The following is a 13980-nucleotide window of genomic DNA, read 5'->3' on the forward strand; positions in this document are numbered from 1 at the left end:
CATGTCCATGACATTGCTGGTCGGGGCAGCCCTGGTCTGCGCGTCGATGATCCTCGCGCTCTCCGTCATCGGAGTCGTCACGGCCGAGCGCCGAGGTGTAGCACGGTCCGTTGCGGCCGTTCAGGCACTCGACTCCGCTCCCAGCGTCCTCAAGGCCGAGATCGAACTGCCGTTCGCCGACCGGGTGATCGCCCCGCTGGGTGAGCGGATGGTCGGGCTCGGGCGTCGTCTCGTCCGTGCCGATACGGCGCGGAAGATCCAGTACCGCCTCAACATCGCCGGAAATCCCCCGGCGTGGGACGTCAACCGCATCCTTGGCCTCAAGGTCCTCGGCATGGCCTTGTTCGGGCTGTTGGCCTTCCTCTACGGCCTCAGCGCCACGTGGCCGTTCATCAAGGTGGGGGTGGTGACGGGCCTCGTTGCGGCGCTCGGTTACGTCCTGCCCAACATTCTCCTGTACAACGCTGGCCAAAAGCGCGAGAAACTCATGCGCAACGCGCTTCCCGACGCCATGGACCTGCTCACCATCTCCGTGGAGGCCGGACTGGGCTTCGATGCCGCGGTGAGCCGGGTCGCCAAGAATGGTGACGGGCCTCTCAACCAGGAGTTCGCCCGCCTGCTGCAGGAGATGCAGCTCGGTGTTGGACGTGTCGACGCGATGCGCGCAATGTCAGATCGCACCTCCCTGCAGGATCTGAAGTCCTTCTGCGGCGCGATGATCCAAGCCGACAGTCTCGGTATCCCCATCGCGCGCGTCCTCCGCATCCAGAGCTCGGAGATGCGTACAAAGCGGCGTCAGCGTGCAGAGGAGAAAGCTCAACAGGTCCCCGTCCGAATCATGATTCCGCTCGTCCTCTTCATCCTTCCGTGCCTTTTCATCGTCATCCTGGGTCCGGCTGGCATCCAGATGGCCAACACCTTCTCAAACATGTGAACGACTTCGGCTCCTACGCCGGGCACCCTGAACCCGGCGCCGTGAGGCCCGCCGTTCAGACCTGGCGGACCACCACGGCCGTGCGGGTCTTCGCGCTAGCTCTCTGCACCGGAAACCTCATCAGCGATCGACAGCTCGTCGCGTCCATCCCCGCTCTGCTGGTGCTGGTGATGCTGGCCGCGGCCTCCTCCTTCCTCGAGTGGTCGACCCGCACCAGGCCGAGACACTGGTACGCGGTCGGCGAAGCGGTTATCACCGTGACCCTCGTGGTCATCACGGACCGCACCTCCGACATGAGCGCCTACCTCGCCGTTCCCCCAATCGTCGCCGGTGTGCGTCACGGCCTCGTGACGTCGATCAACGTGGCGATGGTGGCAGCGGTCACGGCGACGGTGACCATACTCGTCGACGAAGAGGCGAGTAGCCGACCTCCGCCCGTCGACACGTTCGCCTGGCTCGTGGTCGGTCTGGGGGTCGGAATCCTCGCCAGCTGGCAGTCGCGCTCCACACGCGATCTCGCCGCCCGCCATGCGCCCCATGCTGCGGCGCACCAACTGGTCGCCAGCCTGCACCGACTCGCGCGCTCGGGATCGCTCGGGCTGGACGCAACAGCGCTTGCCACGGACCTCGATATGGCCATGCGTGAGGGCGTTGGGTGCGCCCGGGCCACCGTGTTCTTGCTCGACCCCACTGGCCTGCCCAGGCCCCTCAACGGCTCCGAGGACGCCGAGAGGCTCTCAGCGGAGATCGCGTTGGCGCCGGCAGATCGAACACCGGGCGCAGCCGTCGTCCCGCTACGCGGAGCAGGGGAGACGTTGGGGTACTGCGTGCTCGTCGGGGTACCGCGGTGGACGGACGAGCTCGGCGAAGCTGCCCTCAACCTCGCCGACGAGTTCGCGGTACGTCTCGACACCGCAGTGCTGTTCGACGACGTCCGTGCGCTGGCAACGGCAGAGGAGCGCAACCGCATCGCACGCGAGATGCACGACGGCGTCGCGCAGGAGATCGTCGGTCTCGGCTACCTCGTCGACGAGCTGGAGACCCTCAGCAGCGACGGGCAGGCCAAGGCACTGGCCGCCACGCTACGCGCAGAGATCACCAGGCTCGTGTCGGAGATCCGGTTCTCGATCTTCGACCTTCGTCACCACGCGCAGGACGGGCGCCTGAGCAGCACGCTCGCGGAGTACGCACGCGAGGTTCGGCGGTCCACCGAGCTGCACGTACACCTCTCCTTGTCAGAGTCCGGGCCACCGTTGGCCGCCCGCACTGCAGCCGAAGTCCTGCGAATCGCCCAAGAGTCGATCAACAACGTGCGCAAGCACGCCCGTGCAGACAACCTCTGGGTCACGCTGACCTCCGACCGCTCTCGACTCGAGCTCACCGTCGAAGATGACGGCGTCGGCCACGCCCGCGCGCGCGATCACCACTGGGGCCTGCAGACGATGCACGAACGAGCACGCGGGATCGGCGGACAGCTCCACGTCACGCCGCGCGACCACGGGGGCACCTCGGTGCGGCTCGACGCACCTGTGACCACGAAGGCACTCGAAGGGAACTCACATGACCACCACCGTGCTGCTGGTTGACGACCATGAGCTCATCAGGCAGGGCCTCGCTCGTGCATTCGAGCGGGACAGCGAAATGACTGTGGTTGGACAGGCGGACTCCGTGCGGACCGGCATCGAGACGTGGCGGTCACTTCGCCCCGACGTCGTGGTCACCGACCTCCAGCTCCCGGACGGACACGGCCTCGAGATCGTCAGCGCCGTGAGGGCCGAAGTGAACACGACGGGGCTCGTCGTCCTCACGATGCACGCCGGCGACGAACACATCTTCGCCGCCATGGAGGCCGGCGCCTCGGCATTCGTAGGCAAGGACACACGCGCGACCGAGGTCGTCAGCGCTGCCAAGCACGCGGCGGTGGCTCCACGGACGTTTCTGTGTGCCGGGCTCAGCCAAGCCGTCATGCGGCGAGCTACAACGCCCGCACCGCCCAAGCTCTCAGCGCGCGAGACCGAGGTCCTCTCACTGCTCGCGGACGGTCTGGGCACGGGTGAAATCGCGACGTCGCTCTACATGAGCGAGTCCACCGCAAAGACCCACATCACTCACATCTACCAAAAGCTTGGGGCCGCCAACCGCGCCCAGGCCCTGGTGACCGCCATGCGTCTGGGATTGCTGAACCACACGATGCCCGAGCGCTTCTGAACGCCCCAGACTAGCGCTCACGCTGACACGGTGGGGCGGGCAGCGTCTAGTCACAAGGGACTACGAGAAGCGAACCGGTCCTCCGATCCGGAGGACCACGAATGGTGGCACAGTTGTCCTCGGCGGGTCCTCGTGGGCTCGGACCGGGAACTCATCACCACAGACATCAAGGGGAAACCATGCTCGACAAGCTCCAGTTCATGACCATCATGTTCATCAACGACATCAAGGCGAAGCGCGACGAGCGCGGAGCCACCGCGGTCGAGTACGGGCTCATGGTCGCCCTCATCGCCATCGTGATCATCGCCGCGGTCACCCTCCTCGGCACCAAGCTGAGCAGCCTCTTCAACCAGGTCGGCACCTCGATCAACTGAGGCCCGTCTCGGCAAGGAGCGACGTCATCGCAGACGGTGACGTCGCTCCTGCTACTTCCAGGAGAGGACCAGATCGTGGAAGACATTGAACTTGCCAGAGAGCGGGGGGACCAGGGAGCCACGGCCGTCGAGTACGGGTTGATGGTTGGTCTGATCGCCATCGTGATCATCGCGGGCGTCACCTTCTTCGGCCTCCGCGTGAGCAACCTCTTCCTCATTCCTGCCGGAGTTCTCGGCCCCTGACGCGTCGCCGTTCGTGAGCGGTCAGGGGACCGTGTGTGCCGGAAGAACCATCCAGCATGGTCACAACAGGACAGAGGACTAGACCGATCTGGCGATTGCATCGACCGCGTTGTTCGGGAAGTCTCGTTTCACGGACTTTCGTGGGCCCGCAGACAATTTGATCGACTCCGAGGCAAAGGGACAGACATGCTCGAGAAGCTCCAACTCGTGACCATCATGCTCATCAACGACACCAAGGCCAAGCGCGACGAGCGCGGAGCCACCGCGGTCGAGTACGGGCTCATGGTCGCCCTCATCGCCATCGTGATCATCGCCGCGGTCACCCTCCTCGGCACCAAGCTCAGTGAGCTGTTCAACAACGTGGGCAATTCGATCAACTGAGTTCATCTCGTCCAGTACGCCGCGGCGCCACCATTCGGTGGCGCCGCTTCGTAGCGTTCATCGGTATGCCGTTCAGCGTGCCAGGCGATGCAGCTTCGCCTGCCACTCACGCAGCACGGCAGCGAGGGGCAAACCGGAGCGCCTCAGCGCCGCCTCAGGACCCGTCGAAGCGCCGCGTCGCGATGCATCGTCGTAGACCGCTACCAGACCGGCCTCCCCCAACCTGCGCGCGATGATCCGGCACGCCAACCAAGCCTCCTCATAGCTCGCCTGGAGATCCTCCGCACGCGTGTCGAAGTCAGGTGGGGCCGGTAACCCGTCGGGTACTCCCTCTCGTCGCACGGCGGCGATGGCCCGTCCCAACACGACGCGATCCGGGAGAGCCGCATCGCGCAGGGCGACGTAGTCCGCAAAACCTTCCAAGAGCCACGGCTCCATCGACCTCCGTGTCGCGTCGGTCGCCACGTGGACGAGCTCGTGGCTCATCACCACCTGCGCGCCAGCACGACGAAGGCCGGCTGTGACCTCAGGGTTTACGAAGACGTGCACCGGAGCGTCGTCAGCCGTCGAGCTGCCTGCGAACGCTGTCACTGCTGCGATGCCGGCGTACGTCCCGGGCTCGGCGCCGAGCGTCTCGTCGAGATCTGCCGCGCTCCCCGGGACCTCGACCACCACGGAGGAGATCCGGTCCGGCAGGACACGATCGACGACCCCTATCCCCCGCACGACTCGTTGCCTCACTGCGTCAGCGGCTGCTTGCGACCCGTCCGCCAGGACGACCACGCCGTCCGCGCGGGACACTGACAGCTGCCCGCGCAGCCACAACGGCACTCTGGCCCGGCCTGTCGCTTCGAAGCCGACGATCCCGAGCGCATCCCCATCGGGCGCGAACGACACGGCGACGTCCGCCTCGGCCGGCACCGCGTCGAAACCGCCGAACTGCCACGTGAGCTCCACGATCCCGGTCCACGACCCGTCAGCCGCCACGGCGCCCACTTGGTCGACGTACCGCGCGGTCACGGCGCGCAGGTCGAGCGCCTCGGCGTTCTTAGCGATGCCGGCGAGCAGGTCGCCCGCTTCGGCGTCGCTGGAAGCCCCCAGCGCGGCCAACGCTTCCCCGTCACGCGAGCCGACGCCGTCGACGAACGACGCCAGCGCTGCAGCCGCGGCGGAAGGGCTGGCCCGTGGCACGTCGACCTGTCGCGGCTCGACGTCGTGGCTGCCGCCACGCGTCAGCACCAGCACCAGTGCGACGACCAGGAACAGCGAAAGGCCGGCCGCCCACAGGAGTGGGCGACCGGCCTTCGAGGTCTGCTGGTCAGCCAGGGCGGACCGCGCCGACGTACGGCATCGAGTAGAGGCCGGAGACGGCGACACCCGTGCCCGGGTTTGCCGCGTGGACGATCAGGCCGTTGCCGATGTACATGCCGACGTGGCTGATCGGGCTGTAGTAGAACACCAGGTCACCGGGCTGCAGGTCGCTCGCGGCGATGTGCGGACCGGAGCCGTACTGGGCGCTTGAGGAGTGCGGCAGGGACACGCCGGCCTGGGCCCAGGCGCGCATCGTCAGGCCGCTGCAGTCGAAGGCGCTCTCGCCCATGGCGCCGTAGACGTAGGCGTCGCCCACCTGGGCCATCGCGTAGGCCACGGCTGCGGCGGCACGGCCGGAGGCCGGGACCGAGCTGGGCATGCGGGTCGTGCCGCTGCGCGAGGACAGGAGCCGCTCACGCTCCTCGGCCTCGAGGTCGGCGAGGATGCTCTTGGCCTCGGCCAGCTTGTCGTCGACGGTCTTCTTCTCGGCGCTGAGCCGGTCGGTCAGCTCGGCGATCTTTTTGGTGCGGGCGTCGGTGGCCTCGCGGCGGATCTCGAGGGCCTCGAGCTCGGTGTCGTAGTCCGACAGCAAGGAGGCCTGCAGGTCGTTGAAGGACGAAATCGTGGAGAGGGTGTCGAGGAAGGCGCCGGGGTCCTCCGAGACGACGATCTGGCCGACCGTCGAGATGCCCTCGCCCTCCAGTTGACGCACGACGGCGTCGGAGACCTGGTCGCGGACGACGTCGAGCCGCTCGTCCTGGCGGGCCTGGTCGGCCTTGAGGCCGGAGAGGTCGCTGCGCAGGTCGGCGAGGTCGAGCTTGGCGTCGTGCAGCCGCTCCTGGGCGGCCTCGGCCTCGTGGTAGAGGTGGTCGACGCGAGCCTTGACGTCCTTGATGTCGGGCTCGGCCTGCGCCGGGGTCGCCGGCACGAAGGAGATGGCAGCGATCGCGCACAGACCAAGAACGGTCGCGCCGACTCGCTTGCGAGTGGGAACCACGAGCGGGGGAACTCCTCGGGATGTCGTACGCCTACCAGGTGAGCTGACGGGTTCGGCACGACGTGTCCTACCCCTGCTCCACGCACCGCTCGCGCGATGCGCCTTGCAGGGGATTCACCCCAGGGGGAAGTGTGGTTCCCCGGCTCGTCGACCACGGGTGATGCGGGGGTGTGGTCCACGACTCGGCGCGGCTTCCGCGCGGGCCGGGTGACCCACTTCCACGGAAGCCAGAGGCCAGACTAGACCGCTGACCTGGCCGTCGCCAATCTTCGGGCTAACTTGTTGGGATTTGGGTGGCCGCCGAGGCGAACCGCGGTTGTCGCGCTTCACGATTTCCATGCGCCAGCCGGAAGGCAGCGGTACGTTGCCGGCACGTTCGACAGGTCTGGAGCCATGACACGACGATCCCCGCCGACCACTCACCCGACTGGTCAGATGGTGGCTCCTATGGTGTGGTTCGCCCGCGCGTTTGCCGGGGCGGTCATCGCCCACATGGTCGGAAACCCCGTGGGATGGCGTGCCGGCGACACGCCACTGGCGCTCACCGTGACCTCAGTGCTGCTCGGGCTGTCCGCCCTGGTTCTCCTGGTCAGGCCGAACACCGCCGCTCTAGGGTCGACCGCGGGGCTGACCCTCGTGTCTCTCTGGCTCGAGATGCCCATGACGGGCAACCACTGGCTGCTCATGGGCTTCGTTGCGGCCGCTGTGTTGATTGCACTGCCTCGTGCCGCCCCCTGGCCCTGGCTATCGGTCACCGGTCGCTGGATCCTGCTCGGCTTCTACTGCTTTGCCGCGTTCGCCAAGCTCAACGAAGGCTTTCTAGATCCGGAGGTCTCGTGCGGCGTGTTCTACGCGAACCAGTCGCTCAGCTCCTTCGGGCTCCCGACGTTCTCGAGTGGCGGACTGCTCGCGCGGATTGCCGTCTTCGGGCCAATGTTGACCGAGCTGTCGGTCCCTGTTCTGCTTGCCTTCACGCGAACTCGTCGCGCGGGCGTCTTGTTGGCCTTGTGCTTTCACACCCTGATCTCGTTGGACCTACACCAGCACTTCTACGACTTCACCGCCGTCCTCATGCTGCTGCTGTTGCTGTTCCTCCCGGACGAGACCACGTCCGACCTCCATGCGCGCGCAACGCGGGCCTCTCGCGTGCGTTCTCTGGCGTTCACCCTTGCGGCGGTACTCGTCGCGTCGTCACTCGTGCCACCGACGATCGCGACAGCTGTCGTGATCAAGATCCTCGTCTTCGCGGTGTGGCTCCCGTTCGCGGTGTGGCTCATCGTGCGAACGGCTCAGGGCGGGCTTGGGCCCTCATCCGTGCCGATGCGCCTGCCTGGTGTTGCCGCCATCGTGGTCGTCATTCTCGTCGTCGCGAACGCACTCACGCCCTACCTCGAGGTGAAGACCTCTCTGGGCTTCAACATGTACGCGAACCTCGTCACCGTCGCCGGTGAGACGAACCACCTGGTCGTGCCAAAGACACTGCACTTGAGCTCAGCGCAGGACAGGCTGCTCGAGGTGGTGAGAACAGATGACGAGGGCCTTCGCGCCTACGCGACCCAGGGCTACGCCCTCCCTGAACGCAACCTCCTCGACTACCTAGCACGCCATCCGGACGTGGAGGTCACGGTGCGGCGCAGCGGCGTTGAGGAGACATTGGGCGGCGCCGACGGCGACATGCTTCCGCTCCTCACGCGTAAGTTCTTCACGTTCAGGGCGGTGGACACACGCCATCCGCCCGCATGTCAATCTGCTTGGCTGCCGGCGTACTGATCGCAGGCGCACAGGTCACGCAGACTCCACTACCGGCGAGCCCACCGGTTCGACCAACCTCAGCGGCGGGACCAGCCCGCCCAAGGCAAGTGCGTCCAGCGCGGCCATCTCGTCGTCGTCGATGGTGAGCTCTGGTGGCGGGCCGAGAAGCACCGTGACCACGCAGTCGTGGCAGTGCAGGCCGCGTACTTCGCAGGTGTCGCAGTCGATCCGTGTCGTCATGCCTCGAACGGTGACAGGGGCCACCGACAACGGGCCCTCGGCGTGTCGCGGCCCGGCGTGTCGGAAAGCTTATGCGGAGATGACGCCGAGAAGTGCTGCTGCCGGTACCGCCCGCGCGCCGCCGCGTACGACGTCCTTGGCAACGGCCTGGTCCCCCGTCACCACGGCGACCACGCGACCCCTGGGCTCGGCAGCGACCAGCTGGCGGATGACGTCATCGGCGATGACGCCCTCAGGACTGAAGACCACCCGCACTCCGCGGGGAGCGGGCACGACCGTCCTGACCGTCGACTCCGCAGCGTCGAAGACCACCGTGGTCTCGGCCCCTGATCGCGCGACCAACGGCCCCAGCGCCGCCACCAGCCGGCTGCGCTGCGCCTCGAGACTGGCGCTCGGCCACGCTTCCTTGGTGACGTTGTAGCCGTCGATGATCAGGCGCGCACGCGGCAACGCAAGCATCTGCTCCAGAAGTGCGGAAGTAGCAGGAGCGGTGGAGGCGGGAGCAGCATCCGCGCCCGACAGGTCCGCCTCGACCGAGTCGGCCGGAGAGCCCTCGATCGCCGGGAGACCCAGCTCGCGTCGAAGACCGGTCGCTGACTCCACCACCGCGTCGAGCAAGAGGCGCGCCCTGATCGTGGCTGCGTCGCGCTCGGATCGGGAATCGCGGCGCTGGGCCGCGAGACCGGACTCCGCCTCGTCCAGCTGGGCGCGGAGCCGGCGTACGTCGGCCTCGGCTGCCCGTGTCGCGACCTCGGCGGCCGCCACGGCTTCATCGCGCACGGCGTACGCCTGGTCACGCTCTAGTTCGGCCTTCCGCAGGCCGCTGCGCGCCTCCCCCAGCCGCTGGCGCAGCACCTTGTAGTCCGCTCGGGCGAGCTCGACCTCGTCCCGGTGCGCCGCCTTCAGGGATGCGACCTCCGCCTGCAGCGACGCGACCTGAGCGGTGAGCCGCTCGAGCTCCGCGTGCGACTGATCGTCGCGAGTTTCTTCCTCGGCCAGTGTCTCCGACACCTCAGCGACCACCGACTGCCAGCCCTCGTCGCGCGTCAGCCATGCCCGCGCCGCGCTGTCGATCGGATCGTCCGTGCCGGGCACCGCTGCGACCTGGGTGGCAGCGTGCTGACGGAAGTCATCGTCGGCCAGGGCATCCCAGATGGCGCCGCCACCGAGTCGTGCGCGGCGCGCAGGAGCGAACGTGGCGACCTTGCGCAGCGGAGCGGGGACCGGAGTCACAGAAGGCAGCACTGCGGACACGAGGGCCACCACTCTCAAGCGGAGCCGCTCGGGGACAGGCGCCGCTGTCATAGGACTCTCGTCATCCGGCGGCCGGGTCGCCGGCCGTGTCAGCGGACGCCCGGTCCACGATCTCGATGGCGTCGGACCGGCCGCACCAGCGGCAGGAGACCGCCTCGACCGCCTCGGAACGCACGGTTTCCTCCTCGACCTGGTGCTCTCCAGCGAGGTCGAAGTGCCAGTACTCCGTCGTCCGGCGGGTACGGGTGACGTCGAAGCGCGTGAGGTTTCCGCAACCCGCGCATCGCCACCGCTCGCCGTCGCCGGGAACGCGCAGGTCAGCGGTCTGGTCAGCCACGGAAAGCTCCTCAGTTCGGGGATCGGCGCCGTCAGCGTAGTGCGCGAGTCGTCAGCCTATTGTCGGATCCCACGTCTAGCGTCGTCACACATGAGCACCACCGCCCTGCGACCGACACGGGAGACCGCCCGTTGGGAGGCACAGCGCAGCTTCGACGAGCTGGGGCGGACGCTGCGTGACCTCACCTTCTGCGTCGTGGACCTGGAGACGACCGGGGGCTCCGCCGAGGGCGGCTCGATGATCACGGAGATCGGCGCCGTGAAGGTGCGCGGCGGAGAGGTCCTCGGCGAGTTCCAGACACTCGTCAACCCACACACCGAGATCCCGGCGTTCATCGCGGTCCTCACCGGCATCAGCAACTCGATGGTCCGCGACGCTCCCCCGATCGAGTCGGCGTTGCCGGCGTTCCTCGAGTTCGCCGCCGGCTGCGTGCTGGTGGCACACAACGCCCCCTTCGACGTCGGCTTCCTCCAGCACTTCGCCAGGAAGCAGGGCCGACCGTGGCCGAAGTTCGAGGTGCTCGACACAGCCAAGCTGGCGCGCCGGGTGATCACTCGCGACGACGCGCCCAACTGCAAACTGTCGTCCTTGGCGAAGGTCTTCAACTCCTCGACCACGCCCAACCACCGGGCGCTGGCCGACGCCAAGGCCACGGTCGACGTGCTGCACGGACTGATGGAGCGTCTCGGCGGGCTGGGGGTGCACACGCTGGAGGAGCTCCAGACCTTCTCCGCACGCGTCAGCACTGCACAACGGCGCAAGCGCCACCTCGCCGAGGGACTCCCCCATGCCCCAGGCGTCTATCTCTTCCGTGACGACCGCTCCCGCGTTCTCTACGTCGGCACATCCAAGGACCTTCGGACTCGCGTACGCACCTACTTCACGGCGTCCGAGACACGCAGCCGGATGGGCGAGATGGTCGGCATCGCCACATCCGTGACCGGGATCGAGTGCGCCACTCCGCTGGAGGCCGAGGTCCGGGAGCTGCGCCTGATCGCGGAGCACAAGCCGCGATACAACCGTCGGTCGCGGTTCCCCGAGAAGGTGCACTTCGTGAAGCTCACACGTGAGGCATGGCCCCGCCTGTCGCTCGTGCGCAAGGTGCTCGACGACGACGCCGACTACCTCGGACCCTTCTCCTCCAAGAAGACAGCAGAGAAGTGCCTCGCTGCGCTCCACGAGACCTTCCCCGTCCGTCAGTGCAGCGGACGCCTGCCGAAGGTCCCGTCAGGGTCTGCGTGCGTCCTGGCCGAGATGGGCAAGTGCCTCTCCCCCTGCGACGGCTCCACCGACGAGTCGACGTACGGCGCTGTCGTACGCCAGCTGCGCGACACGTTGCTGCGCAGCCCCGAGGAGGTGGTCGAGGCCATCAACGAGCGGATGACCGCCCTCTCCGACCACGAGCGCTTCGAGGAGGCCGGAGTGCATCGCGACCGGCTCGCCACCTTCGTGCGGGCGGCCGCGCGCACCCAGCGGTTGTCCGCACTCACCAGGTGCCCGGAGATCGTCGCCGCCCGGCGTGAGGACAACGGCCGCTGGTCGGTGCACGTGGTTCGCCACGGTCGGCTCGCTGCAGCGGGCGTGATCCCGCCGGGAGCGGACGCCCATCAATACGTGCGCGAGCTCAGCGCGAGCGCAGAGACCGTGACCAGCGCTGCCGGTCCGGTTCCGGCCGCGACGGCCGAGGAGTCGGAGAAGATCCTCCGCTGGCTCGAGTCTCCGGGCGTCCGCCTGGTCGACGTCGACGGAGAATGGATCTGTCCACTCGGCGGGGCTGCACGTCATCTGGCCGTCTACGACGCCGTCAACCAATCACGGTTGTCGCTGGTGCCATTTGATGAGAAGCGGTTGCCCTCACCGGTGCACCGTCCGGTGCGTTAGCTGCTCAGTCAAGCCCGATGCTGAAAGCCGACTCCAGGTCGTGCTTGGAGTAGGTGCGGAACGCGATGTGCGTCTCCGTCTCGATGACACCCTCGACCTTGTTCAGGCGGTCGGCCACGACAGAGGCGACGTCTTCGTGCTCGCGAACTCGCACCAGGGCGATCAGGTCGATCTGACCCGTCACGGAGTAGACCTCACTCACCCCGTCGAGGGAGGCGATCGCCTCGGCGACCTCGGGAATGCGGGCGACGTCGGCCTTCACGAAGACGATGGCGGTGATCATGATGCAACGCTAGCGCGAAATGGGCCGGCAGGAAGTGTGCTCCCTCGAGGCAGCTTCGCTCGCGCGGCGGGATCAACGATGCGCAGCACCGTGACATCGGCGCACGCGTAACGCCGCTTGGTCTCGACGACTTCATGCGTGGAGACAACCACGGGATGCACTGAGGTTCGCAGCGCGTCACATTCTTCCTCAACGGAAAGCCTGTCGGGATAGGCGCCTTCTGGCCTGTCCGGCACATAGAGATAAAGGAGCGTTCGAGTAACGGCCGTTTCGATGCTGGATTCCATCCAGACAGCCTGAGCATCCGGAGATGCTCCCGCCTCGAGCGCCCGCAGCACGGTCTTTGAGTCCACAGTTGACCATGCCCCCATCAGGGCGCCAAGCGGCGTCATCACGGCCATGCCTCCAACGGTGCCGGCGAATACCAAAGCAGCGACATTGATCGGCACCGCTAATAAACCAAGCGAGCCAATCCGCGAAACACCCCTGCTCAAACTTGCGGCAATGATTGGTAGCGCCAGTACGACGGTCGTCCAGATGAGCTTGCTCGGGTAGTAATCGTACAATCGCAAGTGAAGCAACGTGGCCAAGGCGACCGCGGTCCCAGATGGGGCATAAATTGCGACCAATGCCAATACGAGTGCGTGTCCTTTCCGCGCCCCCGCCAGGATGGCTGGCAATGCGGCGCACGCCAGCACGAGAAAGAGCCACGGGAAGGGTGCGGTCGCGCCGGGACTTCCAACAACACTTGCGTCGACACTTCTGAGAAGGCTCAGCATGGGCGAGGACCCAACCACGACCACGAGCAAAACGATTCCAACCACAATGAGGGGACCCGAGCGAGGACAACCGCGCCACACCCTGCGTGCCGCGTTCAGAAGCAAAAGGCCCGCCCCGGGGAGTAGCAACTGCCACGTGTGGGACAACGCTATGCAGCAGGACGCAACAATGAAAAAAGATTCAATACTCGAGCGCCGACTGATTACTTCGCGGACGGCGACTGCGGTAATCAGGGCCCCAAGAACTGACGTCTGAAATCCGAGGGCCATGTAGTCTGCGAAAAAGCGCGGCGTGAGCACCATCAACCCGGCTAGAGCGACACCGAGACCCGCTGGCCAACCGACGATGTCTAAGTCGCTTTGAAAAGACAAGGCTAAACCGGACAGCGCCACCGCAAGTAAGGCTACCAGCGCCCAGTTGGCGAACGCCAAGAAATCTAGGAAGTTGACAACCTGCCGATTATCGACTTCTCCGCCCTGGCCTGCCCAAATGGTGGCGAGGAATGCGTGCCAGGCGCGCGGGTATTCGGAGTGATCGTAAGTCAGGTTGCCCTGGTGCAGCAGATCTGAGACAAGAACAGCATGCCTGACGTTGTCGCCCCCCAAGAACCACTCCATCCAGTCCCGGCCCAAGACAACTCGGCCCGCGACCCCGTAGCAGAGCAGCACGGCTGGGGCGAGGAGCGAGAGCCACGGAAGCGCTCGGGCAGGGGCCCCATCGGTGGCGCCCGCGAGAACTCTGGAGAGTCCAAACCAAGCGAGGAACAAACCGATTGACAGAATCGCGCACGCAGGATGCGAGTGAAGTGGATCAAAGTTCACCAGAGCCGCACCCTGAAGAAGGCATGCGTGCAGCGCCAACACGACGACGAATGAGGCGGGAAGATCCAGAAGGACGACTCCGGTCTTTTGGTACGGCCCGACGGCCAACGGCTCGGAACGCGTCATGGAACCGCCTCTGAATAGTTAAACGGCCAGGGGCCCTGAGGCCACCAACGGACCGACT

15 protein-coding genes and 1 riboswitch are annotated in these 13980 nt (G+C 66.6%); of the genes, 8 read left to right on the forward strand and 7 right to left on the reverse strand.

Annotation, left to right across the window (positions count from 1 at the left end; genetic code table 11):
* Position 1 precedes the first annotated feature (1 nt).
* The 6 genes from ACS3YM_RS10460 to ACS3YM_RS10485 all read left to right on the forward strand — a co-directional run bounded on the left by ACS3YM_RS10460 (position 2) and on the right by ACS3YM_RS10485 (position 4140).
* Complete coding sequence (locus tag ACS3YM_RS10460) at positions 2-934, forward strand: type II secretion system F family protein (protein WP_439936383.1); 933 nt, start codon at positions 2-4, stop codon at positions 932-934.
* Positions 931-2520 (forward strand): sensor histidine kinase, encoded by a 1590-nt coding sequence (locus ACS3YM_RS10465; RefSeq protein WP_439936384.1) that lies wholly within the window; start codon positions 931-933, stop codon positions 2518-2520. The genes ACS3YM_RS10460 and ACS3YM_RS10465 overlap by 4 nt, the downstream gene beginning before the upstream one ends.
* The gene (locus tag ACS3YM_RS10470; RefSeq protein ID WP_439936385.1) at positions 2495-3142 is read left to right on the forward strand and encodes a response regulator; all 648 of its coding nucleotides are present in this window, start codon (positions 2495-2497) and stop codon (positions 3140-3142) included. The genes ACS3YM_RS10465 and ACS3YM_RS10470 overlap by 26 nt, the downstream gene beginning before the upstream one ends.
* A gap of 179 nt (positions 3143-3321) precedes the next feature.
* Positions 3322-3516: a Flp family type IVb pilin gene (locus ACS3YM_RS10475; protein WP_439936386.1), complete on the forward strand. Its 195-nt coding sequence runs from the start codon at positions 3322-3324 to the stop codon at positions 3514-3516.
* Between the two features lie 75 nt (positions 3517-3591).
* Positions 3592-3759, forward strand: a complete 168-nt coding sequence (locus ACS3YM_RS10480) for a Flp family type IVb pilin (protein ID WP_439936387.1) — start codon at positions 3592-3594, stop codon at positions 3757-3759.
* Between the two features lie 186 nt (positions 3760-3945).
* Positions 3946-4140, forward strand: a complete 195-nt coding sequence (locus ACS3YM_RS10485) for a Flp family type IVb pilin (RefSeq protein ID WP_439936388.1) — start codon at positions 3946-3948, stop codon at positions 4138-4140.
* A gap of 72 nt (positions 4141-4212) precedes the next feature.
* Here ACS3YM_RS10485 and ACS3YM_RS10490 read toward each other — a convergent pair whose 3' ends face one another.
* Both ACS3YM_RS10490 and ACS3YM_RS10495 read right to left on the reverse strand, forming a co-directional pair.
* Positions 4213-5385: a hypothetical protein gene (locus ACS3YM_RS10490; RefSeq protein ID WP_439936389.1), complete on the reverse strand. Its 1173-nt coding sequence runs from the start codon at positions 5383-5385 to the stop codon at positions 4213-4215.
* 73 nt (positions 5386-5458) lie between these two features.
* Positions 5459-6379 carry an NlpC/P60 family protein gene (locus ACS3YM_RS10495; RefSeq protein ID WP_439936390.1) on the reverse strand — a complete coding sequence of 307 codons (921 nt, stop codon included), beginning with the start codon at positions 6377-6379 and terminating at the stop codon, positions 5459-5461.
* An 82-nt stretch (positions 6380-6461) separates the two neighbouring features.
* Positions 6462-6626, reverse strand: a riboswitch (cyclic di-AMP (ydaO/yuaA leader).
* A 269-nt stretch (positions 6627-6895) separates the two neighbouring features.
* Between ACS3YM_RS10495 and ACS3YM_RS10500 the strand changes: the two genes are divergently transcribed.
* Positions 6896-8218, forward strand: coding sequence for a hypothetical protein (locus ACS3YM_RS10500; protein ID WP_439936391.1), 1323 nt, complete (start codon positions 6896-6898; stop codon positions 8216-8218).
* A 15-nt stretch (positions 8219-8233) separates the two neighbouring features.
* On the opposite strand, the gene ACS3YM_RS10505 is transcribed toward ACS3YM_RS10500, so the two are convergent.
* The 3 genes from ACS3YM_RS10505 to ACS3YM_RS10515 all read right to left on the reverse strand — a co-directional run bounded on the left by ACS3YM_RS10505 (position 8234) and on the right by ACS3YM_RS10515 (position 10031).
* Entirely contained in the window at positions 8234-8440 is a 207-nt protein-coding gene (locus tag ACS3YM_RS10505; protein WP_439936392.1) for a hypothetical protein, read from the reverse strand.
* Positions 8441-8509: 69 nt separating this feature from the next.
* The gene (locus ACS3YM_RS10510; protein ID WP_439936393.1) at positions 8510-9694 is read right to left on the reverse strand and encodes an NYN domain-containing protein; all 1185 of its coding nucleotides are present in this window, start codon (positions 9692-9694) and stop codon (positions 8510-8512) included.
* 61 nt (positions 9695-9755) lie between these two features.
* Positions 9756-10031, reverse strand: a complete 276-nt coding sequence (locus ACS3YM_RS10515) for a hypothetical protein (RefSeq protein ID WP_439936394.1) — start codon at positions 10029-10031, stop codon at positions 9756-9758.
* A gap of 90 nt (positions 10032-10121) precedes the next feature.
* Here ACS3YM_RS10515 and ACS3YM_RS10520 point away from each other — a divergent pair, with 90 nt between their 5' ends.
* On the forward strand, positions 10122-11912 hold the full coding sequence (locus tag ACS3YM_RS10520) for a DEDD exonuclease domain-containing protein (protein WP_439936395.1): 1791 nt from the start codon (positions 10122-10124) through the stop codon (positions 11910-11912).
* Between the two features lie 4 nt (positions 11913-11916).
* Here ACS3YM_RS10520 and ACS3YM_RS10525 read toward each other — a convergent pair whose 3' ends face one another.
* Both ACS3YM_RS10525 and ACS3YM_RS10530 read right to left on the reverse strand, forming a co-directional pair.
* Positions 11917-12195: an Lrp/AsnC family transcriptional regulator gene (locus ACS3YM_RS10525; protein ID WP_439936396.1), complete on the reverse strand. Its 279-nt coding sequence runs from the start codon at positions 12193-12195 to the stop codon at positions 11917-11919.
* A complete protein-coding gene (locus ACS3YM_RS10530; RefSeq protein ID WP_439936397.1) occupies positions 12192-13922 on the reverse strand; it encodes a hypothetical protein in 1731 nt (576 codons plus the stop codon). The genes ACS3YM_RS10525 and ACS3YM_RS10530 overlap by 4 nt, the downstream gene beginning before the upstream one ends.
* Between the last annotated feature and the right edge of the window lie 58 nt (positions 13923-13980).

The sequence above is a fragment of the Nocardioides sp. N13(2025) genome, from assembly GCF_051912545.1.
Lineage (GTDB): Bacteria > Actinomycetota > Actinomycetes > Propionibacteriales > Nocardioidaceae > Nocardioides.

What these genes read in the sequence shown, in the direction of transcription:
- ACS3YM_RS10460 (WP_439936383.1), top strand. Translation starts at nt 2, where the DNA reads ATGTCCATGACATTGCTGGTCGGGGCAGCCCTGGTCTGCGCGTCGATG.
- ACS3YM_RS10470 (WP_439936385.1), top strand. Translation starts at nt 2,495, where the DNA reads ATGACCACCACCGTGCTGCTGGTTGACGACCATGAGCTCATCAGGCAG.
- ACS3YM_RS10475 (WP_439936386.1), top strand. Translation starts at nt 3,322, where the DNA reads ATGCTCGACAAGCTCCAGTTCATGACCATCATGTTCATCAACGACATC.
- ACS3YM_RS10485 (WP_439936388.1), top strand. Translation starts at nt 3,946, where the DNA reads ATGCTCGAGAAGCTCCAACTCGTGACCATCATGCTCATCAACGACACC.
- ACS3YM_RS10500 (WP_439936391.1), top strand. Translation starts at nt 6,896, where the DNA reads ATGGTGTGGTTCGCCCGCGCGTTTGCCGGGGCGGTCATCGCCCACATG.
- ACS3YM_RS10505 (WP_439936392.1), bottom strand. Translation starts at nt 8,440, where the DNA reads ATGACGACACGGATCGACTGCGACACCTGCGAAGTACGCGGCCTGCAC.
- ACS3YM_RS10520 (WP_439936395.1), top strand. Translation starts at nt 10,122, where the DNA reads ATGAGCACCACCGCCCTGCGACCGACACGGGAGACCGCCCGTTGGGAG.
- ACS3YM_RS10525 (WP_439936396.1), bottom strand. Translation starts at nt 12,195, where the DNA reads ATGATCACCGCCATCGTCTTCGTGAAGGCCGACGTCGCCCGCATTCCC.
- ACS3YM_RS10530 (WP_439936397.1), bottom strand. Translation starts at nt 13,922, where the DNA reads ATGACGCGTTCCGAGCCGTTGGCCGTCGGGCCGTACCAAAAGACCGGA.